This is a genomic window from Rhizobium sp. FG96, assembly GCF_057808655.1.
The window spans coordinates 153618-178706 of the sequence record NZ_JBMDIL010000013.1 but is presented as its reverse complement, the minus strand read 5'-3'; the positions used below and the strand labels follow the sequence as shown (position 1 = coordinate 178706).

General features: G+C 63.2%; 33 protein-coding genes. 17 read left to right on the top strand and 16 right to left on the bottom strand.

The window, feature by feature from the left end; genetic code table 11:
• Positions 1-30: 30 nt before the first annotated feature.
• The 5 genes from ACODR6_RS24250 to ACODR6_RS24230 form a co-directional block, all read right to left on the bottom strand.
• Positions 31-1557 carry a winged helix-turn-helix domain-containing protein gene (locus tag ACODR6_RS24250; protein WP_489024869.1) on the bottom strand — a complete coding sequence of 509 codons (1527 nt, stop codon included), beginning with the start codon at positions 1555-1557 and terminating at the stop codon, positions 31-33.
• A gap of 92 nt (positions 1558-1649) precedes the next feature.
• On the bottom strand, positions 1650-2693 hold the full coding sequence (locus ACODR6_RS24245; RefSeq protein WP_130283893.1) for a Gfo/Idh/MocA family protein: 1044 nt from the start codon (positions 2691-2693) through the stop codon (positions 1650-1652).
• Positions 2694-2702: 9 nt separating this feature from the next.
• Positions 2703-3488, bottom strand: a complete 786-nt coding sequence (locus tag ACODR6_RS24240) for a ThuA domain-containing protein (protein WP_130283894.1) — start codon at positions 3486-3488, stop codon at positions 2703-2705.
• Positions 3489-3685: 197 nt separating this feature from the next.
• The gene (locus ACODR6_RS24235; protein WP_489024867.1) at positions 3686-4027 is read right to left on the bottom strand and encodes an SMR family transporter; all 342 of its coding nucleotides are present in this window, start codon (positions 4025-4027) and stop codon (positions 3686-3688) included.
• A 17-nt stretch (positions 4028-4044) separates the two neighbouring features.
• On the bottom strand, positions 4045-4608 hold the full coding sequence (locus tag ACODR6_RS24230; protein WP_489024865.1) for a TetR/AcrR family transcriptional regulator: 564 nt from the start codon (positions 4606-4608) through the stop codon (positions 4045-4047).
• 159 nt (positions 4609-4767) lie between these two features.
• Here ACODR6_RS24230 and ACODR6_RS24225 point away from each other — a divergent pair, with 159 nt between their 5' ends.
• From ACODR6_RS24225 to ACODR6_RS24215, 3 genes are read left to right on the top strand one after another with little or no spacing between them, the layout of a single operon-like run.
• Entirely contained in the window at positions 4768-5157 is a 390-nt protein-coding gene (locus tag ACODR6_RS24225) for a group II truncated hemoglobin (RefSeq protein WP_489024863.1), read from the top strand.
• Between the two features lie 5 nt (positions 5158-5162).
• Complete coding sequence (locus tag ACODR6_RS24220) at positions 5163-5537, top strand: DUF423 domain-containing protein (protein WP_489024861.1); 375 nt, start codon at positions 5163-5165, stop codon at positions 5535-5537.
• Positions 5534-6043, top strand: coding sequence for a GNAT family N-acetyltransferase (locus ACODR6_RS24215; protein WP_489024859.1), 510 nt, complete (start codon positions 5534-5536; stop codon positions 6041-6043). Before ACODR6_RS24220 ends, ACODR6_RS24215 begins: the two co-directional genes overlap by 4 nt.
• Before the next feature lie 347 nt (positions 6044-6390).
• Here the strand turns inward: ACODR6_RS24215 and ACODR6_RS24210 are convergent, their stop codons facing one another.
• The 7 genes from ACODR6_RS24210 to ACODR6_RS24180 all read right to left on the bottom strand — a co-directional run bounded on the left by ACODR6_RS24210 (position 6391) and on the right by ACODR6_RS24180 (position 10548).
• The gene (locus ACODR6_RS24210; RefSeq protein WP_203428222.1) at positions 6391-7161 is read right to left on the bottom strand and encodes a sugar phosphate isomerase/epimerase family protein; all 771 of its coding nucleotides are present in this window, start codon (positions 7159-7161) and stop codon (positions 6391-6393) included.
• 120 nt (positions 7162-7281) lie between these two features.
• Positions 7282-7641 (bottom strand): bleomycin resistance protein, encoded by a 360-nt coding sequence (locus tag ACODR6_RS24205; protein ID WP_489024857.1) that lies wholly within the window; start codon positions 7639-7641, stop codon positions 7282-7284.
• Positions 7642-7644: 3 nt separating this feature from the next.
• Complete coding sequence (hmuQ, locus tag ACODR6_RS24200; RefSeq protein WP_489024855.1) at positions 7645-7959, bottom strand: heme-degrading protein HmuQ; 315 nt, start codon at positions 7957-7959, stop codon at positions 7645-7647.
• 9 nt (positions 7960-7968) lie between these two features.
• On the bottom strand, positions 7969-8235 hold the full coding sequence (locus ACODR6_RS24195; protein WP_489024854.1) for a hypothetical protein: 267 nt from the start codon (positions 8233-8235) through the stop codon (positions 7969-7971).
• Positions 8232-8639, bottom strand: a complete 408-nt coding sequence (locus tag ACODR6_RS24190) for a DUF2325 domain-containing protein (RefSeq protein WP_112711375.1) — start codon at positions 8637-8639, stop codon at positions 8232-8234. Before ACODR6_RS24190 ends, ACODR6_RS24195 begins: the two co-directional genes overlap by 4 nt.
• A gap of 112 nt (positions 8640-8751) precedes the next feature.
• Positions 8752-10032, bottom strand: a complete 1281-nt coding sequence (locus ACODR6_RS24185; protein WP_203428219.1) for an energy transducer TonB family protein — start codon at positions 10030-10032, stop codon at positions 8752-8754.
• Positions 10033-10092: 60 nt separating this feature from the next.
• Entirely contained in the window at positions 10093-10548 is a 456-nt protein-coding gene (locus ACODR6_RS24180; RefSeq protein ID WP_489024851.1) for a hypothetical protein, read from the bottom strand.
• A 141-nt stretch (positions 10549-10689) separates the two neighbouring features.
• On the opposite strand from ACODR6_RS24180, the gene hemP reads away from it, so the two are divergent.
• From hemP to ACODR6_RS24145, 7 genes are all read left to right on the top strand, one after another.
• Complete coding sequence (gene hemP / locus ACODR6_RS24175) at positions 10690-10869, top strand: hemin uptake protein HemP (RefSeq protein WP_112711378.1); 180 nt, start codon at positions 10690-10692, stop codon at positions 10867-10869.
• Between the two features lie 9 nt (positions 10870-10878).
• Complete coding sequence (locus tag ACODR6_RS24170; RefSeq protein ID WP_489024849.1) at positions 10879-11928, top strand: hemin-degrading factor; 1050 nt, start codon at positions 10879-10881, stop codon at positions 11926-11928.
• A gap of 11 nt (positions 11929-11939) precedes the next feature.
• On the top strand, positions 11940-12872 hold the full coding sequence (locus ACODR6_RS24165) for a heme/hemin ABC transporter substrate-binding protein (RefSeq protein WP_489024847.1): 933 nt from the start codon (positions 11940-11942) through the stop codon (positions 12870-12872).
• A 1-nt stretch (position 12873) separates the two neighbouring features.
• A complete protein-coding gene (locus ACODR6_RS24160; protein WP_203428216.1) occupies positions 12874-13989 on the top strand; it encodes a FecCD family ABC transporter permease in 1116 nt (371 codons plus the stop codon).
• Positions 13979-14785, top strand: coding sequence for a heme ABC transporter ATP-binding protein (locus ACODR6_RS24155; protein WP_489024845.1), 807 nt, complete (start codon positions 13979-13981; stop codon positions 14783-14785). The genes ACODR6_RS24160 and ACODR6_RS24155 overlap by 11 nt, the downstream gene beginning before the upstream one ends.
• A 146-nt stretch (positions 14786-14931) precedes the next feature.
• A complete protein-coding gene (locus ACODR6_RS24150) occupies positions 14932-15282 on the top strand; it encodes an ElaB/YgaM/YqjD family protein (protein ID WP_112711383.1) in 351 nt (116 codons plus the stop codon).
• 8 nt (positions 15283-15290) lie between these two features.
• On the top strand, positions 15291-15689 hold the full coding sequence (locus ACODR6_RS24145; protein WP_112711384.1) for a hypothetical protein: 399 nt from the start codon (positions 15291-15293) through the stop codon (positions 15687-15689).
• Between the two features lie 231 nt (positions 15690-15920).
• Here ACODR6_RS24145 and ACODR6_RS24140 read toward each other — a convergent pair whose 3' ends face one another.
• Complete coding sequence (locus ACODR6_RS24140) at positions 15921-16475, bottom strand: RNA polymerase sigma factor (RefSeq protein WP_112711385.1); 555 nt, start codon at positions 16473-16475, stop codon at positions 15921-15923.
• Between the two features lie 9 nt (positions 16476-16484).
• The gene (locus ACODR6_RS24135) at positions 16485-16691 is read right to left on the bottom strand and encodes a NepR family anti-sigma factor (protein ID WP_112711386.1); all 207 of its coding nucleotides are present in this window, start codon (positions 16689-16691) and stop codon (positions 16485-16487) included.
• A gap of 262 nt (positions 16692-16953) precedes the next feature.
• Between ACODR6_RS24135 and ACODR6_RS24130 the strand changes: the two genes are divergently transcribed.
• The 6 genes from ACODR6_RS24130 (at position 16954) to ACODR6_RS24105 (ending at position 22802) form a co-directional block, all read left to right on the top strand.
• Positions 16954-17748, top strand: a complete 795-nt coding sequence (locus ACODR6_RS24130; protein WP_130283921.1) for a response regulator — start codon at positions 16954-16956, stop codon at positions 17746-17748.
• Positions 17749-17933: 185 nt separating this feature from the next.
• On the top strand, positions 17934-18938 hold the full coding sequence (locus ACODR6_RS24125; protein WP_246777445.1) for a sensor histidine kinase: 1005 nt from the start codon (positions 17934-17936) through the stop codon (positions 18936-18938).
• Between the two features lie 417 nt (positions 18939-19355).
• A complete protein-coding gene (locus ACODR6_RS24120; RefSeq protein WP_203428214.1) occupies positions 19356-20717 on the top strand; it encodes an NAD(P)-dependent oxidoreductase in 1362 nt (453 codons plus the stop codon).
• Between the two features lie 15 nt (positions 20718-20732).
• Entirely contained in the window at positions 20733-22046 is a 1314-nt protein-coding gene (gene preA / locus ACODR6_RS24115; protein ID WP_112711389.1) for an NAD-dependent dihydropyrimidine dehydrogenase subunit PreA, read from the top strand.
• A 210-nt stretch (positions 22047-22256) separates the two neighbouring features.
• Positions 22257-22364 (top strand): SEC-C metal-binding domain-containing protein, encoded by a 108-nt coding sequence (locus ACODR6_RS24110; protein ID WP_348652517.1) that lies wholly within the window; start codon positions 22257-22259, stop codon positions 22362-22364.
• 129 nt (positions 22365-22493) lie between these two features.
• The gene (locus tag ACODR6_RS24105) at positions 22494-22802 is read left to right on the top strand and encodes a HigA family addiction module antitoxin (RefSeq protein ID WP_489024841.1); all 309 of its coding nucleotides are present in this window, start codon (positions 22494-22496) and stop codon (positions 22800-22802) included.
• On the opposite strand, the gene ftrA is transcribed toward ACODR6_RS24105, so the two are convergent.
• A complete protein-coding gene (gene ftrA, locus ACODR6_RS24100; RefSeq protein WP_489024840.1) occupies positions 22799-23791 on the bottom strand; it encodes a transcriptional regulator FtrA in 993 nt (330 codons plus the stop codon). The genes ACODR6_RS24105 and ftrA overlap by 4 nt on opposite strands.
• 68 nt (positions 23792-23859) lie before the next feature.
• Here ftrA and ACODR6_RS24095 point away from each other — a divergent pair, with 68 nt between their 5' ends.
• On the top strand, positions 23860-24267 hold the full coding sequence (locus ACODR6_RS24095; protein WP_489024839.1) for a rhodanese-like domain-containing protein: 408 nt from the start codon (positions 23860-23862) through the stop codon (positions 24265-24267).
• A 105-nt stretch (positions 24268-24372) separates the two neighbouring features.
• Here ACODR6_RS24095 and ACODR6_RS24090 read toward each other — a convergent pair whose 3' ends face one another.
• Positions 24373-24954 (bottom strand): hypothetical protein, encoded by a 582-nt coding sequence (locus ACODR6_RS24090; RefSeq protein WP_489024838.1) that lies wholly within the window; start codon positions 24952-24954, stop codon positions 24373-24375.
• Between the last annotated feature and the right edge of the window lie 135 nt (positions 24955-25089).

Sequence of the window (25089 nt, the reverse complement as noted above, 5' to 3'; positions counted from 1 at the left end):
CGTGTGAAAACTTCCTAAAAGATGCAAAAGCTATTCCGCCTGCAGCCCGGCAAGCGCCAGGCCTTCCAGCACGATGGCGAACCGGCTCGGGTCCTTCGCAGGCTGCCCCGCCCGGATACTGGCGAGCGAGACGCCGGGCGCGATCCGGCGCAGGCTTTCGAGATGGCGATGCGCCTCGCCGAGCTCGCCGCGATGGGCATGGGCGGAGATCAGCATCCAATAGGTGGCATCGAAATGCGCATTCAGCGCCAGGGATCGCGTCGCCCAGGAGATCGCCGCCTCGAAATCCCGCTGAAACAGCGCCGCCATGGCAAGCCCCGTCAGCGAGAAACGGGCATCGGCATCGCGCGGGCCGAGGGCGACTGCGCGCTGGAGACGCTCGACGCCAATGCCGGCATCGCCACAATGAAGCAGGGCGATGCCCGAGGCGGCAGCGACCATGAGATCATTGGGATTGGCCGCGAAAGCCGCCTCCAGCACGGCGACGCCGCCCTCGTAATCACGCCCCGCCTGCAGCAACGCCATGCCGCAATGGGTCATCACCCGCGGATCGCCGGCGCAATACTGCAAAGCGCGGCGCGCCAGCTCGACGCTCTCGGCCGCATCATCTGTGGTAAAGGGCGGCCAGCCCATCGCGTGCCGGTGTTCCAGCACCCAGGCGGCGTGGGAAAGAAGCATCGCATTGTCCGGCTCGATCGTCAGCGCCTGCTGCAGCAGCGTATGGGCGGCCGCATTTCCCTCCATCGACTCGTCATGAAGGGCGGCAAGCGCCCGGAGATAAAGATCGTAGACGGCGACGCTCTGCGGCCGCTCGCGGCGGGAGCGCTGCATCTCGGCAATCTCGATCGACGGCTCGACGGTGGAGGCGACGCGCTCGGTGATCAGATCCTGAAAATCGAAGATATGGCCGATGACATCCTCGAAGCGCTCGGCCCAGAGATGCCCCGCCGTGACGCCATCGATGAGTTGGACATCGAGCCGGATACGCTCGCCGTCGCGCCTGACGCTGCCTTCGAGCAGATAGCGGACGCCAAGCTCCGATGCCACCTGGCGGATATCGACGGCCCGGCCCTTATAGGCAAAGGAAGAACTGCGCGACACCACCGAAAAGGAGCGGAACCGCGCCAGCGCCGTGATGATCTCGGCCGCGACGCCATCGGCGAAATAGTCCTGCTCGGCGCCGGCGCCGAGATTGACGAAGGGCAGGACGGCAACGGCGGGCGGATGCGGATCATCGGCGGCAACGGCACTTTCCAGCGCCAGCCGGTAGCCGAGCCGCGGGATCGTCACGATCCATTCCGTGCCATCGTTGCGCTGGCCGAGCGCCTTGCGCAGCGATGCGATCTGCACAGTCAGATTGCCCTCTTCGACGGCAAGACCCGGCCAGCCGCATTCCATCAGCGCGGCCTTGGAGACGGCCTTGCCCTCCTCCGCCGCAAGTGCCGCCAGCAGGAGAGCGCTCTTCCGGCCGATCGCCATGGGCTTGCCCTCCCGCGCCAGATCACCCGTCGCGACATCGATGCGGAATGGACCGAAGGAGACAACCGGCTTGCCCATGCGCCACAATAGCGCGGAACCGGGTGGCGGGAGAAACGGATTCAGCCGGGGGGATGCAGGGGCCGCAACAGCAAGGCTGCGGCCCCCGAAAATTACACCTTCAGCTCGCGCCGTTCCCGCTCGGTAACGACGGAGAGGTCGATCACCTTCTGAAGGTTGGCGGCATGGCGGAAGTTCGGATCGGGCTGGACGCCTGTCATCACCGCTTCGGCGAAGCGCTGGTAGTTGGTCGGCACGGCGGGAACCTCGATATCGCTCCAGGTCGCCGTCTCCACATCGTCTCCAAGGCAGCCGCGCAGCGACGAGCCGTTCGGATTGTGGTTGACCTCCAGGCTGCCGCGCTCGCCATAGATGCGCAGTTTCAGCTCGTTCAGATGCCCCGTCGCCCAGCGGCTGGCATGGACGACGCCGAGCGCACCATTGGCGAAATCGACCGACATGGTGAAGCTGTCATTGGCATCCAGCATATATTCGCCGATCTGGCCGCCCGGCGCCTTGTTGAAGGTCTTCAGGCGGGCAAAGACATGGTCGATATCGGTCGCCGCGCCATAGGCCGCGAAGTCGAGAATGTGGATGCCGACATCGCCGAGCACGCCGTTCGAGCCGTGGCCGGTCGACAGGCGCCAGAGCCAGGTCGATTCCGTGCGCCAGTCGCCCCAGGCGCGCGACACCAGCCAGCTCTGCAGATAGGACGCTTCCACATGCTTGATCGTGCCGAGCTCGCCCGACAGAACCATTTCGCGGGCGCGCTGTAGCGGCGCGACATTACGATAGGTGAGGTTCACCATGTTGATGACACCGGCCGCCTCGGCGGCTTCCGTCATCTCCAGCGCCTTCGGATAATTCTCCGCCAGCGGTTTTTCACAGAAGACATGCTTGCCCGCCGCAATCAGCGCCATGGTCGTCGGGTGGTGGATCCTGTCAGGCGTGACATTGGTCGCCGCGTCGAATTCGCCCCAGGCGATCGCCTCGTCGAGGGTCAGGAAACGCTTTTCGATGTTGAACTTGTCGGCGAAGGCCGCAAGGCGGACGGTGTCGGTATCGACAGCGCCGACCACTTCCACGCCGTCAATGCGGGTAAAGTGGTCGAGCTGGTTCTTCGCCATCACGCCCGTTCCGAGAACGAGTAGTCGCATGGATGCTCCTCAGCGGTAACCGGCTTCGCCGGCCTGGTGCAATCTTGGGCCGCGTTCTTCGATCGGCTCCAGTGCCTTCTCAACCGGCACATTTGGAGCATCGTGGATGGCAGTCAACGCGCCGGCCGGGTTATGGGCCCATTTAACGCCGTTGATAAGCACCTTCTTGACGTTGGCATCGTGATAGGTCGGGTAGGTTTCGTGGCCCGGGCGGAAATAGAAGATGTTGCCGGCGCCGCGGCGCCAGGTCATGCCCGAGCGGAACACTTCGCCACCCTGGAACCAGGAGATGAACACCGTTTCCAGCGGCTCGGGAACCGAAAACTGCTCGCCATACATCTCTTCGTTCTCGAGCACGAAATTCTCGTCGAGACCGGCCGCGATCGGATGGCGCGGATTGATGACCCACAGCCGCTCGCGCTCGCCCGCCTCACGCCATTTCAACGCGCAGGGCGTGCCCATCAGCCGCTTGAAAATCTTCGAGAAATGGCCGGAATGCAGAACGATCAGGCCCATGCCCTCCCAGACGCGCTTGGCAACGCGCTCGACGATCTCGTCGGAAACGGCGCCGTGATCCTTGTGGCCCCACCACAGCAGCACGTCGGTCTCGTCGAGCCGCGACTGCGGCAAGCCATGTTCGGCCTCCTGCAGCGTTGCAGTCGTCGCATTGATGCCGGGGTCGCTGTTCAGCGCCTTGGCAATCGTCGTGTGCATGCCCTCCGGGTAGATCCCCCTGACGATCTCGTTGGTATTCTCGTGAATATTCTCTCCCCAGACGACGGTACGAATGGCCATGCTGGTGCTCCTCTAGGCTTTCGGGGTTGTCAAAACTGGCAGGTCGAGAAGAATTCAAAGCGCTTTGGGAAAATGCCCAAAACTGCGCCGTGCCTCCTCCAAGTCACAAGAAGACATAGACCTTTGGCCGCAATTTGACAAAGGGGAAAATTCCGCGCGGTGATGCGGCGCAGGAATACGCACAAACCCTAATGAAATCAGTGCGAAACGGACTTGGAGAAGAGATTGACGACGAGCACGCCGGTGATGATGAGACCGAGGCCGATCATCGCCGGAAGGTCGAGGCGCTGCTTGAAACAGATGAGCCCGACGGCCGAAATCAGCACGATTCCCAAAGCGCTCCAAATCGCATAGGCGATGCCGACGGGGATCGATTTCAGTGTCAGCGACAGCACATAGAAGGCCGCCGCATAGCAGATGACGACCACAGCAGTTGGCAGCAGCTTCGTGAACTGCTGCGACATCTGCAGCGCCGTCGTGCCGATGACTTCGAGCACGATCGCGAGGAAAAGCAGCGCATAGACGGCAGCCGGGTTCATGGTCTTCAATCCTGGAATTATCGCTTGGTCAGTTCGGCGAGGCGCGCAATCAGCGCCCGGCGCTCGGCGGGGCCGAGATCGTGGCTCTCCGTCGTATCCGAAAGCCAGAGCCCATCCGCCGCAAAGCGGACGATCTGCGCATCGACGGAGGAGTCGGTGCCGACATATTCATCGGCCCGCGCCTGCACCCATTCGCGCCAGCGCTGGCGAAGCCGCGGCTCGGCGAGCATGGCGATCGTCACCTGCGCCCAGTGACGCGAGTCCTCGCGGTCGTCCTGGATATCGGCGACAGCCAGCAGATAGGCGCGCGTGAAGCGGCCATGCGAAACAGGATCGACCCGCATCCGCTCCTCGATATCGGCATCGAACCGCTCGAGCAGGCTTTCAAACAAGGCATCGAGCAGCGCATTCTTCGTCGGGAAATGATGCAGCAGCCCGCCCTTGCTGACGCCGGACGCGCCGGAGACCGCATCAAGCGTCACAGACGCCATGCCATTCTCCGTCGCCAGACGCGCGGCGACATCCAGCAGCTGCCGGCGGACGAGTTCGGGTTGTTTCTTGCGGTGATGTGCGAGTGCCATGATCACTAAAAATACCGGCTGGACGGTTTTGTCAATCAAAATCGGGGGAAGTGTCCGCGAATGCGGGCATCCGGGCGAATTGCCGCGCCTTGGAGCCGTCAGGTTGCGCTCGCCGCCTGTCCGTTGCATGACAGATGCGGGGTATCAAGGGATGGTTCAGTGGCTGAAGAGGTAATCACGCTCTATCAGGCGATCGGTGGCGACGACACGGTAAAGGCGCTGTCGCACCGCTTCTACGAGCTGATGGATACGCTGCCGGAGGCAAGGCATGTGCGGGCCGTTCACCCGCCGAGCCTTCAGGGCAGCGAAGAGAAATTCTACGAATATCTGACCGGATATCTCGGCGGCCCGCCGCTCTATACCGACAAGCGCGGCCATCCGCGCCTGCGCAGCCGCCATTTTGTTGCGCAGATCGGCCCGGTCGAACGCGACGAGTGGCTGCTCTGCTTCCGCCGGGCGATGGACGAGACGATCGCCAATCCGAAACTCCGCGAGATCATCTGGCCGCCGATCGAACGGCTCGCCTTCCACATGCAGAACAAGGAATAGAGCGCATGCTCGACAATCACCGCATCGCACCTCTCTTCTTCCTGTTCGCCGGCCTCTTCGGCGTCGCCGGTGTCGGCCTTGCCGCCGTCGCCGCCCATGGCGGCGGCGATGCCAGCCTCGCCGCCTCGGCCTCCGCCATGTGCCTGGCACACGCACCCGCCTTGCTCGGCGTGGCGCTCGCAGGCGAGAAGCTGAAAACCGCCTGGCTGGCCGGTTTGCTGATGATTCTGGGCACCGCCCTCTTTTCCGGCGACCTCGTCTCGCTGCGTTTCGCCGGCCACGGCCTCTTCCCCTATGCGGCGCCAACAGGCGGCTGGGCGATGATGCTCGGCTGGCTGGCGATCGCCATCGGCGGCTTCCTGCGCCGCCCGGCCCGATGACCGCCACGACGATCCGCCCGGCACGCGAGAGCGAGCTCGAAACGCTCCGCGCCATCGAGATGGATGCCGCAGGCGCACTCATCGACGCCGGCGTCCCCTTCCCGGGCGAGCCGCATCCGCTCTCGCTGCAGCAGCTCGGCGCTTACCTGGCGGACGGCCTGCTACTCGTTGCAGCGGACGGCGGTGATGTGGCGGTTGGTTTCCTTGCCGCAGAGGAGATCGACGGCATGTTCTATATCGCCGAGGTCGACGTGATCAGGCACCTCCACGGCAAGGGCATCGGCCGGTCGCTGATGCTGGCGGCGATCGATATTGCGCGGGCGCGTGAGCTGTCGGCGGCGATGCTGACGACGGACCGCTTTGTCGTGTTCAATTATCAGTTCTACCGGTCGATGGGGTTTGAAGAACCCGCTGACATGCCCGCGGGTTTGTGGGCGATCCTGGAGGGTGAGATCGCCAACGGTATGGATGCCGGGCGGCGTGTGGGGATGGTGCTGGAGCTCTGAGAGTGGCGGGCGGATAGTGTCGAGCCCGCGGCCCCCTCACCCTAGCCCTCTCCCCGTCGGGGAGAGGGGAAAGTCGCGATTGGGGCTGGGCTTCCGCGCCTTCGCCAGCACGGTCAACGCCACGGAACGCGCTACCCCTCCCATCTCACCTCCAGAGCAAGACGGTCGAGCCGGGCGGCCGCCACACATCCCTTCTCCCCTCGGGGAGAAGGTGGCGGCAGCCGGATGAGGGGGCTGCTGGCTCTGACATTCGAAACCGATGCGCCGGCCATATTTGCGGTGCGGCTAACTGTTACGTGAACGAGCGCCTTCTCCTCCCTCACCCCTGTGACGAGCACCCCACCCCTTCACGAATGCGCCATAAACCGGCTGAGATAGGCAAAACTCGTCTGCGCAAATTCAAACGGCCGCTTCGGGCTGTCGTGCTCGACCACCAGCGTCCGCGCCCCGTTCGCCAGCGCCAGCCGCCAGAGCGACGGCCACATCAGCGTGCCGGCGCCGACATCGGCCCAGCCGTCCTCGTCGGCATTGGCGCCTTCAGGCGCGCGGTCCTTCACATGGGCGGAGACCAGAACCTTGGCGTAGCGGTGCAGCCAGTCGGCCGGGTTGACGCCGGCCCGCGAAATCCAGGCGATATCGGCCTGCCAGACGAGCGGCGTGCCGCGTGCTGCCTCGAACATCACCTCGAAGCCGTAGCGCGCCGTCGGCAGCAGCGAGAAACCCGCCATCTTGTTGTGATAGCCGATCGAAATACCGTCTGCCGCATAGCGCTCCGCGAGACGGCCGAGTTCGGCGCCGAGGCGCTGCCAGCCGCCCGTCGTCTCCGGCGGCAGGAAGGTGGCCGATTGCGGCACGAAGAGCTCCCTGATGCCGCAGGCGCGGCAGGCATCGGCAACCTGGGCCGGCTCGCTCTGCAGAAATTCGAGGCCGATATGGGCGGTAGGAGAGGTCAGGCCGTGGCGCACAAGCGCTTCGCTCAGCGCCGCTGCATCCTGCAACTGATGTCCGAGCGGCTCGACGGACTGGAAGCCGGCCTTCGCGGCCGCGGAAAGCTGGGCGTCGAGCGATCCGAGTTCGCGCAGCGAGAAAAGTTGCAGGGATAGGACAGGCTTCGTCATATCATGACGATAGCACGGGCGATGGGCCAAACCATAGCGCGTCCTCGCCGCCGCTCATTGCGGCCAGGGGTCGCAGAAGGACCCCGGGGGTCGCAGTGGGACCCCAGTCGTCGGCAGAACTCAGCGGCCGGGAATGCGCGCGAAGCGCAGCAGGTTGGCGTGCGGATCGTGGATGAAGAACTCTTCCATGTTCCAGGGGCGCAGTTCGAGGGCGCTGAGGCGCGGCACGCCCTTGCCGGAATATTCCTGATGCAGCGCGCCGATCCGCCCACCGCGGATATAGACGGAGCTGCGTTCGCAGAGCGAGCGGTCGTCCGTCAGCCGGAAATGCAGCTCCATCTCCTGGCGCCGGACAATCAGATAATCCGCCGTCTCGTAGGTCGCGGCAAAGCCCAGCTCATCGCGGTAGAAGGCAAGTGTCTCCGCCATATCGAGAGACGGCAGGATCGGAATGACTTCGACGCGCTGCGGGTCTTCCATCGCTCAGATGCCCTCGACCACGTTGAAACCCTCGAAAACCGGCGACCCCTTGTACATCGCCTTGCGGTCGCCCGCATTGCGATGGGCAGCGCGAAAATTCTCGGATTTCGTCCAGTTGAGGAAGTCCTCCTCGCTCGCCCACAGCGTATGCGAGGAAAACAGCGTATAGCCCTCTTCCGCATTCGCCTTGCCGCGCAGCAGCCGGAATTCGACGAAGCCGGGCACCTGCGACAGGCTGGAATCGCGGTTGCGCCAGACGTCCTCGAATTCGGCTTCCAAACCGTTGGAAACCTTGAAGCGGTTCATTGCGATATACATGCGGGCTCCTCAGCGCTTCCGGCTTTTGCGCACCGGCGCGGCGAAGGCAACGATGTTGTTGCCGTTTGCAGCCTCGCGGCCGAGCGGCCTTTCCGGCTCGACACCCGGCATCCTCGTCTCCCAATAGGGAAATTCGGTGACGTTATCCGCCTGCGCCTCGCGCTCGGCATTCTTCATCAGCAGGTCGTAGAGCTCGGGCACAAGGCCGTCGCCATTCTGTGCGGCGAGCTTGTGCAGGCCGATCATCGTGAAGCCCTCGGGGCGCTGGTCTTTCATCGGGAATTGTCTCGTTCGTTCATCGTGTTCAAGGCCCGCTCGAGGCTGGACTTGCTGCCGCTGCGCAGCGGAATGAAGGCCTTGCCGAATTTCTTGCAGCCGGTCTTCACGCGCACGCAGGCATCATGGCTGATACAGTCGATCGGGCAGAACACGCAGTCGACGGAGGGAAGAACGGTATCGATGCGGGAAACCGCTTCGCGCAAGCCGCCGTCATGATGGATGAGCTCGGCGCCGAAGCTGCTGGCGATCTCGCGAAGATGTGCCACCTGGCAATCCCGGCCGCCGACATAGAGAAAACTGCGGCCATCCAATTTGGACCGTCCCGACGGCTGCGCCTCGGCTGCCGCATCCGCGCTGACGCGGATTTCCCGGTTGGATCCCTTCTTCGCCTTCCGAGCCATTTACCACCCGTTCGCTCGTTGATCGTCACACGATTCCAGTGTGCAAGCGGGACCTTATTAAACTTGATTTTTAGAGTAAAGTATAAAGTTGACTCTTTTGGTCATATTTATTTCAGCGGCCGGTGACCTGGACTTCCTGGGTAAAGGTCCAGCTCGGCTTGCCCCATTCGGACGGCAGCGGCGGGAACGGAGACGCCCGCTGAACGCCAGAGACAACCGCCTGATCGAGCTCGGGAATACCGGAGCTGCGGGCAACCGAAAGGCCGGTCAGCGAGCCGTCGCCGCCGATCGTCAACCTTACGCGAACATTCATCGAGGCGCTCATGCGCTTGTATTCCGACGGCACCCTCACGGCGCGGCGGATGCGCGACTGCACCTTGCCCGGATAGTTGGCGACGGCAGCGCTGCCTGCCCCGCCGGAGCTACCGGCCGAACGCGAATTCTGGTCGGAATTGGCCGTTTCCTGTCCGTCATTGGCACCGCGGCGCGAGTCCTGCTTGTTCTCGCCCTGCGAACCGGCAACCTTTTTCACCACCTTCTTCGGCGGCTCTTTCTTCTCGGCCTTCGGCTTCTCCACCGGCGGCACCGCCTTGGGCTTCGGCGTCGGGGTCGGCGCTTCCTCGGGCTGGATAGCCTCCGGCACAGCTTGCGCCACCTCCGTCCGCTCCACGGGCTTCACCTCTTCCGGCACTTCGGTCGCCATCGGCTGGACGACGGATGTTTCGGCCGGAACGTTGGAGGTCAGCACTTCGGGCTCGGCAGCAGTCACCGTCTCCGGCGAAACGCGGGTTACCTCCTGTGTCGGCTGTACCGGCTGGGCCTCCACCGTTTCCGTGGGCTGCACCTCAGTCGGCTGCACTTCCGTTGGCTGAACCGTTTCCGGCTGCACGCTTTCCGCCACCACTTCCTCGGGCTGCGGCTCGACCTGCAGGTCGGGATCACCAGCCGAGGCCTGGTCGGCTTCGGAATCGCCGAGAATGATGACGCTGACGGCCTCGCCAGCCTCTTCCTCCGGCTGATGCGGCGTCACAACGAAACCAATGGCAAGCGCGGTGAAGACGATCGCATGAAATGCAAATGAGGTCAGGCAGGCCGCAACGACATTGCGCTTGACGGGCTTGACCGCCGCATCCTGCTTCTCGATCGCAGACGTATCCATTGCCGGCGCATCGGCGGCATCGGCTTTCGGTCCCTTGGCATGCTCGGGGAAGGAGCCGATCTGGGCGAAGCGGGCATAGTGGACGACGGCTTCGGCGGCGGGCTGGCGCGGTGCGTTGCGCAGCTCCGGCATTTCATGGCCGGGATGCAGGCCGGGCAGGTTGTCGTTCGACCCGCCCTCTTCCTGATCGGCAAAGAACACCTGCCGTGACTGGGATTTCGCTGAAACTACCATGTGCCTGCCCCGGCCAGTTGGAAACTGAAGCCTCGCCGGGGTTCATCCCCGGCGCATTCATTACCCTTCGAAGGGAACCGAAATCTGCGACCGGGTCACCAGACCCTTCATGCATTCGCCGGCAGCCGGGCCATCGCAGACCGGCGTGTCGTTGATCAGGATGCGGGTCACCGCCTCGCACTTGACGTTCGGGATGTCGAACTGGCGCACGCGCTTCTTGCCCTGCGGCAGATCGCGGAAGTCGAGAACGGTAATCTTGTCGACGGCATTCTTGTCGTTGAAGAAGGCGAGCTCGAAGGAGATCTTGTTGACCGGGGCCGCCAGCTTGTTCAGCGCCACGAAGGTCATCATGCAGCCCTTCTGCGAGGGCGCCAGCGCATTCAGCTCGACCTCGAGAGCATTGGCGGGAGCGGCCGGAGCAGCAGCAGCGGCGTCCTGCGCGTAAGCCGGAAAAACGCTTCCCGCCGCGATCAATCCGCCTGCCACGAGCGCTGCAAAACTGCGTGCCGCCATCATCACTTCTCCATGCGATTTCGAAAACTTGAGTTGATAACTCTTCTATTGCGTCTTTAAAAAATGCTGACTATGAAAGTCAAGATAAATGTATCGGAGCCGCGGGAAAACAAGCCGCGGCACAAGCGGAAATTGCCAACCGAAATGATGGTTGAAAAGCCTGACACCTTTAAGCATGCGCCGTTCGTCAAAGACGCGGCGGAAGTGCGCACGATCGAAAGCGGAGACATCTTCCGCGGCGCGAACGAGATCATGATCCGGCATGAGGGCGTGGTCTATCGCATGAAAATTACCCGTCAGGGCAAGCTCATTCTCAATAAGTAAGGGTAGAACATGACCGAGAACACCAGACCGGCACCGGCCGAAATTCGTGCGTTTCGCGCCGAGAATCCGAAGATGCGCGAGCGCGATATCGCTGCTCAGCTGAAGATCTCCGAGGCTGCCCTCGTTGCCGCCGAAGTCGGCATTTCCGCCACCCGCATCGATGCCAGCGCCAACAAGCTTTTGGAGCGCGTCGCCAGCCTCGGCGAAGTCATGGCTCTGTCGCGCAACGAAAGCGCCGTGCACGAGAAGATCGGCTTCTACGAGAACATCACCACCGGCCAGCACAACGCCATCGTTCTCGGCGAGAATATCGACCTGCGCGTCTTCCCGAGCCGCTGGGCGCATGCCTTCGCGGTCACCAAGAAGGATGGCGATACCGAGCGCCTCAGCCTCCAGTATTTCGACAAGACCGGCAATGCGGTCCATAAGGTCCACCTGCGTCCGTCGTCCAATGTCGAGGCCTATCACGCCATCGTCGCCGAGCTGAAGCTCGAGGACCAGTCGCAGGAATTCGTCGAGCAGGAAGCAAGCTTCGGCGCAGATGAAACCGGCGATGTCAGCCGCGACGAACTGCGCGACAACTGGAGCAAGCTCACCGACACCCACGAATTCTTTGGCATGCTGCGCAAGCTGAAGATCGGCCGCCAGGCAGCCGTGCGCACTGTCGGCGACGACTACGCCTGGAAGCTCGATCCCTCGGCAACGGCAGATCTGCTGCACGCTTCGGTGAAATCCGGCCTGCCGATCATGTGCTTCGTCGCCAATAACGGTATCGTCCAGATCCATTCCGGCCCGATCTTCAACGTCCAGCCGATGGGTCCGTGGATCAACATTATGGACCCGACCTTCCACCTGCATCTGCGCCAGGACCACATCGCCGAGGCCTGGGCCGTACGCAAGCCGACAAAGGACGGCCATGTCACCTCGCTCGAAGCCTACGATGCCAAGGGCGAGATGATCATCCAGTTCTTCGGCAAGCGGAAGGAAGGCACCGACGAGCGCAGCGACTGGCGCGAGATCATCGAGAACCTGCCGCGCGCCGCAAGCGTCGCCGCATAAGGAGCATGGTGATGAAGATGCCCTCCAGCCTGCGCCGCATCCGCCTCTGGGAACTGGCGCTGACGGCGGCCGTCATGGCCCTGCCGCTCATCCCGTCGCCGGTCGCCACGCCCGGCTATTCCTTCGTCCGCTCTGCCCATGCCGCCGAGCCGAAGAAGCTCGACACCTCGCGAGTCGTCTCCGTCGGCGGCGATGTCACCGAGATCATCTATGCGCTCGGCGAAGAAGGCCGCATCATCGCCCGCGACTCGACCAGCATGTATCCCGAAGCGGCGATGAACCTGCCTGACGTCGGCTACATGCGGGCGCTCTCGCCGGAAGGCATTCTCGCCGTTAACCCGTCGGCGATCATCGCCGTCGAGGGCGCCGGCCCGCCGGAAGCGCTGACCGTTCTGAAGAACGCCAGCGTTCCCTTCGAGACCGTGCCGAACACCTATGACCGCGAAGGCATCCTGAAGAAGATCGATCGCGTCGGCACCCTGCTCGGCGTCGAGGACAAGGCCAAGGCGCTTGAAGCCAAGGTCGGCGCCGATCTCGACGCGGCGATCGCCGATGCCGAGAAGCGCCCGGAAGGCGAGCGCAAGCGCGTGCTCTTCATCCTCAGCGCCCAGGGCGGAAAGATCATGGCCTCGGGCACCGGCACGGCCGCCGACGGGATCATCAGCCTCGCAGGCGCCGTCAACGCCGTTGGCACCTTCCCGGGCTACAAGCCGCTGACCGACGAGGCGATCATCGAGGCGAAACCGGACGTGATCCTGATGATGGACCGCGAGGGCGGCCATGCGGCAGCCAATGACGATCTTTTCAAGCAGCCGGCGATCGCGCTGACGCCCGCCGCCCAGAACAAGGCGGTCATCCGCATGGACGGCCTGCATCTTCTCGGCTTCGGCCCGCGCACGGCAAGTGCGGTGCGCGAACTGAACGCCGCGATCTACGGCGGCTGACATGGCAATGCAGGATGCGATGGCGGGTGAAAGACGCTCCCTCTTCTCGATCACGGCGCTGCGCGAACGGCAGCAGGCGGGCGATCGCGCCCGCCTCGCGGTCCTGGTCATCGCCCTGCTCGTCGTCGGCTCGGTCTTCTCGCTGCTGTTTTCGGTAACGACCGGCGCATCGGACGCTTCGATGTTCGATGTCATCGCCAATCTCGGCGGCCAGGCCGATGCGCTCACCATGCGCGACCGGATCATCATCTTCGATATCCGCATGCCGCGCGCCATTCTCGGCTTCCTGGTCGGCGGTTCGCTCGCCGTCTCCGGTGCGGTGATGCAGGGCCTGTTTCGCAATCCGCTCGCCGATCCCGGCCTCGTCGGCGTCTCCTCCGGCGCCGGTTTCGGCGCCGTGGTCATGATCGTGCTCGGCGGCGGCATCGCCATGCCGCTGTTCAATCTGCTCGGCATCTATGCCCTGCCGCTCGCAGCCTTCGGCGGCGGTCTCGCCACCACGCTGCTGCTTTACAGGGTCGCCACCAGCAACGGCCAGACCTCGATCGGGACCATGCTGCTCGCAGGCATCGCGCTCGGCGCTCTCACAGGCGCCCTGACCGGCCTTCTGACCTACATGGCGAACGATCAGCAGCTGCGCGACCTCACCTTCTGGGGCATGGGCTCGCTCTCCGGCGCCACCTGGATGAAGATCGCGGCAGCAGCGCCGATCATCCTGCTCTCCTTCGTCGTCCTCCCATTCATGGCCCGCGGCCTCAACGCCATCACGCTTGGCGAGGCCGCCGCCTTCCACATGGGCGTACCGGTTCAGCGCTTGAAGAATATCGCAATCGTTACCGTCGCGGCCGCCACCGGCGCCTCGGTCGCCGTCAGCGGCGGCATCGGGTTCGTCGGCATCGTCGTGCCACATGTGCTGCGCATGGTGATCGGCCCCGATCACCGCTACCTGCTGCCCGCCTCCGCCCTGCTCGGCGGTTCGCTGCTGATCTTTGCCGACGTCTTGGCGCGCACCATCGTCGCCCCGGCCGAACTGCCGATCGGCATCATCACCGCGGCTGTCGGCGGTCCCTTCTTCCTGTGGATCCTGCTGCGCCAGCGCTCGCGGCTTGCCCTCTGAGAACGCATCCATGATCGAGCTTTCCAATGTTTCCGTCGATCTGTCGGGCAAGACCATCGTCCACGGCGTCAGCTTCACGGCCCGTGCCGGCGAGCTGACGGCAATCGCTGGTCCCAACGGCTCCGGCAAGACGACGACGATGAAAGCCGTCTCCGGCGAGCTTGCCGCCAGGGGGTCGGTGAAGATCAACGGCGCCGAAGTGCGCGACATGGCGCCCTGGAAGCTCGCCGCCATCCGCGGGGTCCTTCCGCAGGCAAGCGCCATCTCCTTCCCCTTCACCGTCCGCGAAATCGTCCGCATGGGCCTGACCACGGGCGTCAATCTTCATCCCGAAAAAGCCGAGGAAACTGCGGCCCGCGCCCTTGGCGCCGTCGACCTGCACGGCTTCGAGGGCCGCTACTATCAGGAACTCTCCGGCGGCGAGCAGCAGCGCGTCCAGCTCGCCCGCGTCCTCTGCCAGATCGCCGAGCCGATCGCCCACGGCAAGCCCTGCTGGCTGCTGCTCGACGAACCGGTCTCCAGCCTCGACATCAGCCATCAGCTGACGATCATGCGGCTTGCGCGCCAGTTCTGCGAAGCCGGCGGCGGCGTCATCGCCGTCATGCACGATCTCAACCTGACGGCCCTCTTTGCCGATCAGATCGTGCTGATGAAATCCGGGCGGCTGGCGGCGGCCGGCAGCGTCCGAGACGTGCTGACGGACGACAACATGCGCTCCGTCTTCGGCTGCGCGCTGCGCATCAACCAGGTGCCGGCTGATGGCACGCCGTTCGTGCTGGCGCATAGCGCTCTCTGAGCTCCTGCAGGGAACCTTTCCGCGCCATTCGCGTTCTCCGTGTCGATGATTTGGGTCATGGCCGGGGCACTCTCCCAACAGCAATGGTCTTGACCTGCGTTTAAACAGGCGGCGCTTCCGTTCGCCCAAAAGCATGGAGAAAAATCATGGCTTCATCCATCCTCCAGTCCGTTCGCGGCTCCCGCAAGGGCAACGGCACGCTCCACAGCATCGAGAGCACGATCGAAGACCAGATCGAGCATCTGCGCGACGAGATCGAGGCGCTGACCAAGATCGCCGCCAAGAATTCCCGCCGCCAGTCCGACAAGATCCGCTATCAGGCCTCTGCCGGTTACGACGAGCTGGTCGGCCGCAGCGAAGATCTGCTGCGCGACCTGCAGGATGGCTATCTGCGCGGCGCCAGCGAAGTCCGCGACACAGTGCGCAAGCATCCGGTCGCCACGATCGGCGCGGCCGCCGCCTTCGGCCTCGTGCTCGCCCTCCTCGCCCGCCGCTAGGAGGCTCGATGCTCTTCCCGATCCTCAGCATGCTGGTGGGAAACAGCGTTCACCGTACCGTTGCGCGGACCAAGCGCAACGGTATTTTCATTGCGATCGCCGCGCTTTTCCTGCTGACAGCCTATGCGCTGGCGGTGACCGCGGGTGCCATCTGGCTTGCGGGCATCTACGGCCCGGTCGGCGCCGCCCTCTTCCTCGCCGCCTGCGCAGTGCTCATTGCCGTCATCGCGCTTATCGTCATGGCGATCCTCAATGCGCAGGAGAAGCGCCGCGTTGAAGAGCGCCGCCTGGCGCTTGAATCCGCAGCAGCGGCCGGCATCGGCCTTCTTCGCTCGCAGCCGTTGTTGACCGCGGGCGTACTGGCTGCACTGGTTGCCTCCACCCTGGTTGGCTCCAAGCGGGACTAATATAGCTGACCGTCAGCGCCCAGAGCCCCCTCATCCAGCCCTACCGGGCCACCTTCTCCCCGCTGGGGAGAAGGGACGGAGGCGGCGCGGCATTCCCCTTCTCCCCTCGGGGAGACGGTGGCGGCAGCCGGATGAGGGGGCTACGCCCACTGCCCCAGAAAACTCCCCCACAAACAAAAAAGCCGGCGCCCACGAGGGGCAGCCGGCTTTTTCCTCCCAAGTATTCCTTGGTTAGAAGGCGAAGGCCTTTGATGTCAGCGGCGCGGATGTCGCGTCCGGTCCGAAATCGGCCTCGCCCGAGATCTGCAGCAGCTCCTGGAGGCGCTGGCGGGCGCGGTTGACACGGCTCTTGATCGTGCCGACAGCGCATTCGCAGATTTCGGCTGCCTCTTCGTAAGAGAAGCCCGATGCACCGACCAGGATGATCGCTTCACGCTGGTCCGGCGGCAGCTGCTCAAGCGCCTTCTTGAAATCCTGCAGGTCGAGCGCGCCGTATTGCGACGGGTGCATCGCCATGGATTCGGTGAACAGGCCATCGCTGTCCTGGATTTCGCGGCCGCTCTTGCGCATCTGGCTGTAAAGCTCGTTGCGCAGGATGGTGAAGAGCCATGCCTTCATGTTGGTGCCCATCTCGAAGTGGTCCTGCTTGGCCCATGCCTTCATGATGGTGTCTTGCACGAGATCATCCGCGCGGTCGTGGCGGCCGATCAGCGAGATTGCGAATGCGCGAAGGCTCGGCAGAGCTGCCAGGAGTTCGCGCTTGAAGCTTGGTTGCGCTTGTTCCATGGGCCCACCTTATTCCGCCATCTTGGCCGAAGCCATCATCTCGGCCTGGTCGAGCTTTTCGAGCAGATCGAGAAAACGGTCCGGGATCGCTTCGTCCTGGACGGCAGCGTAAAGCGACCGCAATTTGACGCCGATCTGGTTGTTGGGATCGAGTATGTCGCCCGCCCGCACATCCAGCCGTTGTTGATCTCTCTCTTCGTTCTGCTGTGTTGTCATTAACTCGTCACTTCTCGTCTGTTGTCTCTCTGTTGTGAGGGGCCGCCCGAGGTCTTGGTGCAGACACGGAAAGCACCGACCGTCCCGGGGACAGTTGATGCCGCAACGCTGCAGATGACATTCTTCAAACCGGCATGCCCTTATTCGTCGGCAGGATAATGCGGGCGCCTGAAAAAAGTTCCGCACTGTCCGGAACTTTTTTAATAGTCTCACGTTTCTGACCCATTAGAGCCAGTTACCGGCCTATAGACGGGAGTTATTAATGACACTTTCAACTCGAATTGCGCCGCACCTTCCTTATCTGCGTCGCTATTCCCGCGCTCTCACCGGCACTCAGACATCTGGCGATGCATATGTTGCCGCAGTGCTTGAAGCGATCATCGCCGACATATCCATTTTCCCGGATACCGCTAACGACCGCGTCGCGCTCTACAAACTGTTCACCGAACTTTTTGGTTCCACCGCAGTCCAGATTCCCGAGCCGGCCTCGCCTTATGCATGGGAACAGCGCGCGACAGTGAACCTCGCCAAGGTTTCGCCGGCGGCACGCCAGGCCTTCATCCTCGCATCGGTCGAGAACTTCCGCGTCGGCGAGATCGCCCTGATCCTCGACGTCGAGGAAAAGGAAGTCATGAGCCTGCTCGACACCGCTTCGCAGGAAATCTCCCGCCAGGTCGCGACCGACATCATGATCATCGAAGATGAACCGCTGATCGCCATGGATATCGAGCAGATGGTCGAAAGCCTTGGCCACAAGGTCACCGGCATCGCCCGCACCCACACGGAAGCCGTCGCGCTCTACAACAAGACCAAGCCGAGCATGGTTCTTGCCGACATCCAGCTTGCCGACGGCAGCTCGGGCATCGATGCGGTCAACGACATTCTGAAGACCTCAAGCGTACCGGTGATCTTCATCACCGCCTTCCCCGAACGTCTGCTGACCGGCGAACGTCCGGAACCGACGTTCCTTGTTACGAAGCCCTTCAATCCCGACATGGTCAAGGCATTGATCAGCCAAGCGCTGTTCTTCAATGAATCGACCAAGGTTGCCGCCTGAAAAGGGTTTTCCGGATAACGGAACAAAGCAAAAGCCGAAGCGTTCCAGCCTGACTGGCGCGCTTCGGGAGCTTTAACTGTTTCTGCAACGCTTGGTCATAAACTGACCGGCGGACGGACCGGCTGAATTGGCAACCTCTTTCCAGCTGCACCAGACGGATAAGGAAAGGCGGCTTGGTGACTACGATGAAACCATTAATCGGCAATGCCTCCCATATGGATGGCAAAGCCGTGATGATGGAACGGGCGCTTCGCAGTGCCGGAATTTCGATTCTCTTTCAGGACTCCCAGCTCGCAATCGCTTACGCCGAGAACCTGCCCGCTCATTTCCAGCATCTCTTCAGACCCGGCGCGACCGATGCCGACCTCTTCGGCCTGGCTTACGGCGAATATCTCCACGCCCTGAAGCTTAAGGTTCTCGAAGGCGGCGCGCCGACGACGGCCGAAGTCGAGGTCAATGTCGACGGCGAGATGCGCAGCTACGAGCTCAAGGTCCAGCGCGTCGCCGAAGGCGGCACTTACGGCATTCTCTCGGTCCTCTCCGAAGTCACCGAGACCCGTCACCGCGAAAAGGTGCTGAAGTCGCTGCTGCGCGAACTCTCGCACCGCTCGAAAAACCTGCTCGCCATCATCCAGGGCATTGCCACGCAGACGGCGCGCAACACGCTGTCGCTCGATGGTTTCCTGGTGAAATTCCGCGGCCGCCTGCAGTCGCTCTCCAATTCGCAGGACCTGATCACCGATTCCAGCTGGCGCGGCGCCTATCTCTTCGAGCTCGCCGAAAAGCAGTTCGCCCCCTACTGGCCGGAGACCGCCGGCACCATGCCGATCTTCGGCATCAACGCCCATATGACACCCAATGCCGCCGTCCATCTCGGCCTGGCGCTGCACGAACTGATCGTCAACTCCGCGTCCTTCGGCGCCATTGCCGGCGGTGCGGCCTCGATCACGCTCAACTGCCGCGAAGCTGAACTCAACGGCAGGAAGGCAATCGAAGTGACCTGGGCGGAGGCCCTGCCGAACAGGACGGAAGTTCACGAATTCAGCGAAAACAGCTTCGGCAAGACCGTGCTCGAGCGCGTCGTGCCCTCATCGATGAACGGCAAGGCAGTGCTCAAGCTGACACCCGGCCGCATCGAATATACATTGCTGATCCCCGAGACCGAATTCGAAATCCTGAAGCGCGCCTGACCGGGCGCTCTACTCCCCAAGACGGCACTGTGTGTGGACAAAATAAAACAGCCAGTGCGAGGGCGGCGCACTGGCTGTTTTCACTCACCGGGAGGGGACCGTGAGTAAATCCGGATGATGGGTTGGGGGCGCGCATGTTGGGTCGATGCGATCATCATCAGGATACCCCAATAACGGGCGCGTTAACCTTTGGTTCCACCCGTCCGGAAAAAAAGTGGACTTTTGTGAATCTTTTTTGTCGAGCCTGTGAAACCCCCGCGAAATCCCTGATGCCGCAGCCAAAATCCCGATGAGAATAGGTATGTAAAATCAGTGGCATAACCTCTATAAGCACTCAAAATTTTACCGTTTGATAAATTTTTAGACCTGAGTTACGCTTTCCCTCACTAGCCGTTTACCAATAATGAGGGAACTTCAATGGAACGACTGGAAACTGGGATTCATGCTGGCCGGCTTTCGCCCGCCGAGTATGACGACAACTTTTCCGATCTGCATCCGCGCCTCGACAAACATGAGGCGCTGGTCGCTTCCGACCGCTGTTATTTCTGCTACGACGCGCCGTGCATGACGGCCTGTCCCACCTCCATCGACATTCCGCTGTTCATCCGCCAGATCTCGACCGGCAATCCGATCGGTTCAGCCAAGACGATCTTCGACCAGAATATCCTGGGCGGCATGTGCGCCCGCGTCTGTCCCACCGAAGAGCTCTGCGAACAGGCCTGCGTGCGCAACACGGCAGAGGAAAAGCCCGTGGAGATCGGCCGTCTGCAGCGCTATGCGACCGACGCCGCGATGAACGCAGGCAAGCAGTTCTATAGCCGCGCCGCTTCCTCGGGTAAGAAGATCGCCGTCATCGGCGCCGGTCCTGCCGGGCTCGCCGCCGCCCACCGCCTGGCGGTCAAGGGCCATGACGTCGTGATCTACGACGCCAAGCCGAAATCCGGCGGCCTCAACGAGTATGGTATCGCCACCTACAAGTCGGTCGACGACTTCGCCCAGAAGGAAGTCGATTACGTCCTGTCGATCGGCGGCATCGAGGTGAAGAACGGCCAGCTGCTCGGCCGCGACTTCTCGCTGTCGGACCTCCAGGCGCAATATGACGCCGTCTTCCTCGGCATCGGTCTTGCTGGTGTCAACGCCCTGAAGGTCGATGGCGAAAGCCTGCCCGGCGTCGAGGACGCCGTCGATTTCATCGCCAAGCTGCGCCAATCCGGCGACAAGGGCACGGTCGCGATCGGCCGCCGCGTCGTCGTTCTCGGCGGCGGCATGACGGCGATCGACGCTGCCGTGCAGGCCAAGCTGCTCGGCGCCGAGGAGGTGACGATCTGCTACCGCCGCGGCAAGGAGCACATGAACGCCTCCGAGTTCGAACAGGATCTCGCGGCTTCCAAGGGCGTCATCATCCGCCACTGGCTGGCGCCGAAATCGATCGTCGCCAAGAATGGCGCCGTCGCCGGTATCGAAGTCGAATATACCGCGCTTGCCGAAGGACGGCTGGTGACGACGGGCGAAACCGGCGTGATCGCCGCCGACCAGATCTTCAAGGCGATCGGCCAGACCTTCGAGGCCTCAGGCCTCGGCGCGCTGCGCACCGAAGGCGGCCGCATCGCCATCGATGGCGAAGGCCGCACCTCGATCGAGGGCGTCTGGGCGGGCGGCGACTGCGTGCTCGGCGGTGACGACCTCACCGTTTCGGCTGTCGCGCAAGGCCGCGATGCCGCCGAATCCATCAACCGCGTGCTTGCTGCAGGGTTGCAGCCGGCCGGCGCCGTCGCCTGAAGGGGAGCATGAACAATGGCTGATCTCCGCAATAATTTCGTCGGCATCAAATCCCCGAACCCGTTCTGGCTCGCCTCCGCGCCGCCGACCGACAAGGCCTATAACGTCGAGCGCGCCTTCAAGGCGGGCTGGGGCGGCGTGGTCTGGAAGACGCTCGGCGAGGAAGGCCCGCCCGTCGTCAATGTCAACGGCCCGCGCTATGGCGCGATCTGGGGCGCCGACCGCCGCCTGCTCGGTTTGAACAATATCGAGCTGATCACCGACCGCGACCTGCAGACCAACCTGCGGGAAATGAAGCAGGTGAAGATGAACTGGCCGGACCGCGCCCTGATCGCCTCGATCATGGTGCCCTGCGAGGAGGAGAGCTGGAAGGCGATCCTGCCGCTGGTGGAAGAAACCGGCGCCGACGGCATCGAACTGAACTTCGGCTGTCCGCACGGCATGTCCGAGCGCGGCATGGGTGCTGCGGTCGGTCAGGTGCCGGAATATATCGAGATGGTCGTGCGCTGGTGCAAGCAGTACACGCGCATGCCCGTCATCACCAAGCTGACGCCCAACATCACCGACATCCGCCGCCCTGCCCGCGCTGCCAAGCAAGGCGGCACGGACGCCGTGTCGCTGATCAACACGATCAACTCGATTACCTCGGTCAATCTCGACACCTTCTCGCCGGAACCGTCGATCGACGGGCGCGGCAGCCACGGCGGCTATTGCGGCCCGGCCGTCAAGCCGATCGCGCTCAACATGGTGGCCGAGATCGCCCGCGATCCTGAGACGTCGGGCCTGCCGATCTCCGGCATCGGCGGCGTCACGACATGGCGCGATGCGGCCGAGTTCCTGGTGCTTGGCGCCGGCAACGTGCAGGTCTGCACCGCGGCGATGACCTACGGCTTCAAGATCGTCGACGAGATGATCTCCGGCCTCGCGGCCTGGATGGACGAAAAGGGCCACCGCACCCTCGACGACATCACCGGTCGCGCCGTCCCGAATGTCTCCGACTGGCAGTACCTGAACCTGAACTACATCGCCAAGGCCAAGATCGACCAGGACGCCTGCATCAAGTGCGGCCGCTGTCACATCGCCTGCGAGGACACCTCGCACCAGGCGATCACCAACTTCGTCGACGGCGTCCGCCACTTCGAAGTCATGGAAGACGAGTGCGTCGGCTGCAACCTCTGCGTCAACGTCTGCCCGGTCGAGAACTGCATCACCATGGAAGGCCTGCCGGCAGGCGCGCTGGACGAACGCACCGGCAAGGTCGTCGAAAGCACCTACGCCAACTGGACGACCCATCCGAACAACCCAATGGCGCGACAGGCCGCGGAGTAATAGATTCGCAAAGCCGCGGCGGATTTCCCGCCGCGGCTTTGCCTACCGGCATATCGGTGCTAAGGATGTGCCGCTGCACTACCGCAGCGTCCCACCAAGAGGAGGCAGCCATGGCTCGCAAACACCTCACCGGCCTCAGCTTTTGAGGTCACGTCCAAGCGACGTAAATCCTACCCCTCCGAAACCTGCGTCAAAACTGGGCGTCAGTTCATCCACGGCGATATCGAACTGATCGAGAAGCTCGGCCGCAACGACCCCTGTCCCTGTGGTTCGCGGAGACGGTTTCAAGAACTGTTGCCTGCAATCTGGCCACTATGACGGCATCCACCGCGACCACTACTTTTAGGGAGCGGGAGTGACGTGGCGAACTTATTTCGCTCTTCCAAGCCGTCTCGCGTTGAGCAACACCCTACGCGGGACGGATCGGACTATCACTAGGAGAGGCCAATGACGGAAGCACTTGGCATTCGCATGAAGAGCCCAGCGCATCCCGGGGACTTTCTCAAGCACGAAGTTCTGGAAGAGCTGGAGCTCTCGGTGACCGATGCGGCGCGCGCCCTCGGCGTCACTCGGCCTGCCCTGTCCGCGTTGCTCAATGAACGCGCATCGCTCTCGCCCGAGATGGCGTTGCGGTTCGAGAAGGCATTCGGCATCTCGATGGATACGCTGATGCGGATGCAGAACAGCTTCGATATCGCCCAGGCGCGGCGCCGCGAGAAGGATATCGACGTCCTGCCCTACCGCGCCCGGTTCTAAGCCACTCCCGCAAACGTCTTCCGATACGCCCCCGGGCTCGTCCCCAGCCGTTTGCGGAAATGGTGCCGCATCGTCGCGACCGTGCCGAATCCGCTCGCCGCAGCGATGTCATCCAGCGATGCCGCACCCTGCTTTTCCAGCAGTTCCCGCGCATGGCGCAGCCGCTCCTTCAACAGCCATTCGCCGACGCTGAGGCCGGTCGTCTTTTCGAAACGCCGCTGGAACGTGCGCTGGCTCATGCCGGCTTTATCAGCGAGGAGACCGATCGGCTGGTCCTCGTCGAGGCGCTCGCGCATCCACTCGATCAGCGGCCCGAGACGGATGCCTTCGCGCGCCTGCGGCACCGGCGCGTGGATGAACTGCGCCTGTCCGCCCTCGCGATGCGGCGGCAGGACGAGGCGCCGCGCCACGCTGTTGGCGGCGTCAGCGCCGAAATCGCCGCGCACCACATGCAGGCAGAGATCGATACCGGCGGCACTTCCCGCCGCCGTCAGGATACTGCCCTCGTCCATGTAGAGAACCCCGGCATCGAAGGCGATGTCGGGATAGCGTGCCGCAATCGCCCCGACATAGCGCCAGTGCGTCGTCGCCCGGCGGCCGGAAAGCAGGCCCGATGCGGCGAGCACGGCGACGCCCGAGCAGAGCGACATGATGCGGGCGCCCCGCCGATGGGCGGCGCTAAGGGCAGCGATGAGATCGTCAGGCACCGGCGCGTCGATCGATCGCCAGCCTGGCACGACGATCAGGTCGGCCTTCTCCAGCACCTCGAGCCCGTGGTCGGCCGCAACCGTCAGCCCTCCTGCCGCGCGCAGCGGCCCGGGCTCGATGCCGCAGACCGAATAGCGGTACCAGCCCTCGCCCATTTCGGGTCGCGCCAAGCCGAAGACTTCGTAGGCGATGCCGAATTCGAAGGTGCAGAGACCGTCATAGGCAAGCACCGCCACTTCCGGTCCGGCAGGATTTGGCATGATCTTTACGCTCATCGTCATTCTGGCCAATTTCGCCAAGCCATAGCATCGGCGATAACGGGCCGCAACCCGAACGAAAGGAAACGCCCATGCCAAGCTTCGTCAGCGAAACCCCGGCCGCCACCCCGGAAGCCACCGCCGCCTATTACGCCCGCAAGCTCGCCTTCGAGACCGACTGCTGGGACGTCAGCGCATCGCTTGCCGCGGGCAAGGCCGATTTCGTGCTGCTCGACGTCCGCTCGCCCGCGATGTTCGCAGCCTCCCACATCCCCGGCGCCATCAACCTGCCGCATGGCAAGATGACTGCCCATCGCATGGCCGAATGGCCCGAAGACACGCTCTTCGTCGTCTATTGCGCCGGGCCGCATTGCAACGGCACCGACAAGGCAGCCCTTCGCCTCGCCCGCCTCGGCAAGCAGGTGAAGGTGATGATCGGCGGCATGACCGGCTGGGCCGACGAAGGCTTCAGCTTCGAGAGCGAAGCGGCTGCGGCATGATGGCGGGCCGCGCCCGTATCTGCATGCGGGAGCGGCAAGGACGAATGAAAAGGCCCGCGGGACTACCCGCGGGCCTGTTGCTATTCAGATGTTGGGCCGGCCGCCTCAGCTCTGCGGGGCAGCCTCGGTGGGCGCGTAGGTGCCGTCTTCGTCCTGCTTCAAGAGCACGGCCTTGTCGGCATCTTCTTCCTTCTCGTCGACCATGCCGGCCTGCTTCTTCAGCGCTTCGGTGACCTTGTCGTCCTGTTCGGGATCGCGCGCGCTGTTGATCACGTCTTCCAGGGAGACGCCGAGCTTGTCGAGGCCGAGATCCTTTTCGATCTTGGCGACAACCTGTTCCCAGCCCTTATGCGCCTTGATGTTCGTGACGACCTTCTTCATCGCCGCGACGAAATCGTCGGTCGAGGCGTAATCGTCCTTCTTGACGCCGAGTTCCTCGCCGGTGCGCTCGATCAGATCGAGCTTCATCTGCGTGATGGAGCGATTGTTGACGCTGAACAGGGCGTCGGAAATCTTCGATTCTGCCTGCGTCGGCTGGGTGCTGACGCCGACCGTCTGCTTCGAAGGCTGGCCATTGGCTGTCGCCACCAGGTCCGGAGCGGCAGCCGTGGTCTTGTCTGTTGCGGCCGACGACTGGGCCTGAAGAATGAGAAGAGCGGAATTAGGACTGGAAGAAATTGATGTCATTAGTGACCCCCAAGCACACTGTTCCACCGTTCATGGCGGCAGTGGCGTAAGCTGATCGGGCAATCATGCCGTGATAAAAATCAATTGAGACACGTTCTGGATAGACGCGATTTATTGATAGAACATTTATGTGTG

Bases quoted from the DNA above. Each gene is read 5' to 3' on its own strand.
- hemP (WP_112711378.1), top strand. From the start codon at position 10,690: ATGATGGTTGAAAAGCCTGACACCTTTAAGCATGCGCCGTTCGTCAAA.
- ACODR6_RS24105 (WP_489024841.1), top strand. From the start codon at position 22,494: ATGACGGAAGCACTTGGCATTCGCATGAAGAGCCCAGCGCATCCCGGG.
- ACODR6_RS24165 (WP_489024847.1), top strand. From the start codon at position 11,940: ATGAAGATGCCCTCCAGCCTGCGCCGCATCCGCCTCTGGGAACTGGCG.
- ACODR6_RS24090 (WP_489024838.1), bottom strand. From the start codon at position 24,954: ATGACATCAATTTCTTCCAGTCCTAATTCCGCTCTTCTCATTCTTCAG.
- ACODR6_RS24195 (WP_489024854.1), bottom strand. From the start codon at position 8,235: ATGAAAGACCAGCGCCCCGAGGGCTTCACGATGATCGGCCTGCACAAG.
- ACODR6_RS24205 (WP_489024857.1), bottom strand. From the start codon at position 7,641: ATGGAAGACCCGCAGCGCGTCGAAGTCATTCCGATCCTGCCGTCTCTC.
- ACODR6_RS24235 (WP_489024867.1), bottom strand. From the start codon at position 4,027: ATGAACCCGGCTGCCGTCTATGCGCTGCTTTTCCTCGCGATCGTGCTC.
- ACODR6_RS24135 (WP_112711386.1), bottom strand. From the start codon at position 16,691: ATGACAACACAGCAGAACGAAGAGAGAGATCAACAACGGCTGGATGTG.
- ACODR6_RS24145 (WP_112711384.1), top strand. From the start codon at position 15,291: ATGCTCTTCCCGATCCTCAGCATGCTGGTGGGAAACAGCGTTCACCGT.
- ACODR6_RS24120 (WP_203428214.1), top strand. From the start codon at position 19,356: ATGGAACGACTGGAAACTGGGATTCATGCTGGCCGGCTTTCGCCCGCC.
- ACODR6_RS24095 (WP_489024839.1), top strand. From the start codon at position 23,860: ATGCCAAGCTTCGTCAGCGAAACCCCGGCCGCCACCCCGGAAGCCACC.
- ACODR6_RS24170 (WP_489024849.1), top strand. From the start codon at position 10,879: ATGACCGAGAACACCAGACCGGCACCGGCCGAAATTCGTGCGTTTCGC.
- hmuQ (WP_489024855.1), bottom strand. From the start codon at position 7,959: ATGTATATCGCAATGAACCGCTTCAAGGTTTCCAACGGTTTGGAAGCC.
- ACODR6_RS24160 (WP_203428216.1), top strand. From the start codon at position 12,874: ATGGCAATGCAGGATGCGATGGCGGGTGAAAGACGCTCCCTCTTCTCG.
- ACODR6_RS24220 (WP_489024861.1), top strand. From the start codon at position 5,163: ATGCTCGACAATCACCGCATCGCACCTCTCTTCTTCCTGTTCGCCGGC.
- ACODR6_RS24190 (WP_112711375.1), bottom strand. From the start codon at position 8,639: ATGGCTCGGAAGGCGAAGAAGGGATCCAACCGGGAAATCCGCGTCAGC.
- ACODR6_RS24130 (WP_130283921.1), top strand. From the start codon at position 16,954: ATGACACTTTCAACTCGAATTGCGCCGCACCTTCCTTATCTGCGTCGC.
- ftrA (WP_489024840.1), bottom strand. From the start codon at position 23,791: ATGACGATGAGCGTAAAGATCATGCCAAATCCTGCCGGACCGGAAGTG.
- ACODR6_RS24215 (WP_489024859.1), top strand. From the start codon at position 5,534: ATGACCGCCACGACGATCCGCCCGGCACGCGAGAGCGAGCTCGAAACG.
- ACODR6_RS24140 (WP_112711385.1), bottom strand. From the start codon at position 16,475: ATGGAACAAGCGCAACCAAGCTTCAAGCGCGAACTCCTGGCAGCTCTG.
- ACODR6_RS24245 (WP_130283893.1), bottom strand. From the start codon at position 2,693: ATGCGACTACTCGTTCTCGGAACGGGCGTGATGGCGAAGAACCAGCTC.
- ACODR6_RS24240 (WP_130283894.1), bottom strand. From the start codon at position 3,488: ATGGCCATTCGTACCGTCGTCTGGGGAGAGAATATTCACGAGAATACC.
- ACODR6_RS24210 (WP_203428222.1), bottom strand. From the start codon at position 7,161: ATGACGAAGCCTGTCCTATCCCTGCAACTTTTCTCGCTGCGCGAACTC.
- ACODR6_RS24150 (WP_112711383.1), top strand. From the start codon at position 14,932: ATGGCTTCATCCATCCTCCAGTCCGTTCGCGGCTCCCGCAAGGGCAAC.
- preA (WP_112711389.1), top strand. From the start codon at position 20,733: ATGGCTGATCTCCGCAATAATTTCGTCGGCATCAAATCCCCGAACCCG.
- ACODR6_RS24250 (WP_489024869.1), bottom strand. From the start codon at position 1,557: ATGGGCAAGCCGGTTGTCTCCTTCGGTCCATTCCGCATCGATGTCGCG.
- ACODR6_RS24125 (WP_246777445.1), top strand. From the start codon at position 17,934: ATGAAACCATTAATCGGCAATGCCTCCCATATGGATGGCAAAGCCGTG.
- ACODR6_RS24180 (WP_489024851.1), bottom strand. From the start codon at position 10,548: ATGATGGCGGCACGCAGTTTTGCAGCGCTCGTGGCAGGCGGATTGATC.
- ACODR6_RS24185 (WP_203428219.1), bottom strand. From the start codon at position 10,032: ATGGTAGTTTCAGCGAAATCCCAGTCACGGCAGGTGTTCTTTGCCGAT.
- ACODR6_RS24230 (WP_489024865.1), bottom strand. From the start codon at position 4,608: ATGGCACTCGCACATCACCGCAAGAAACAACCCGAACTCGTCCGCCGG.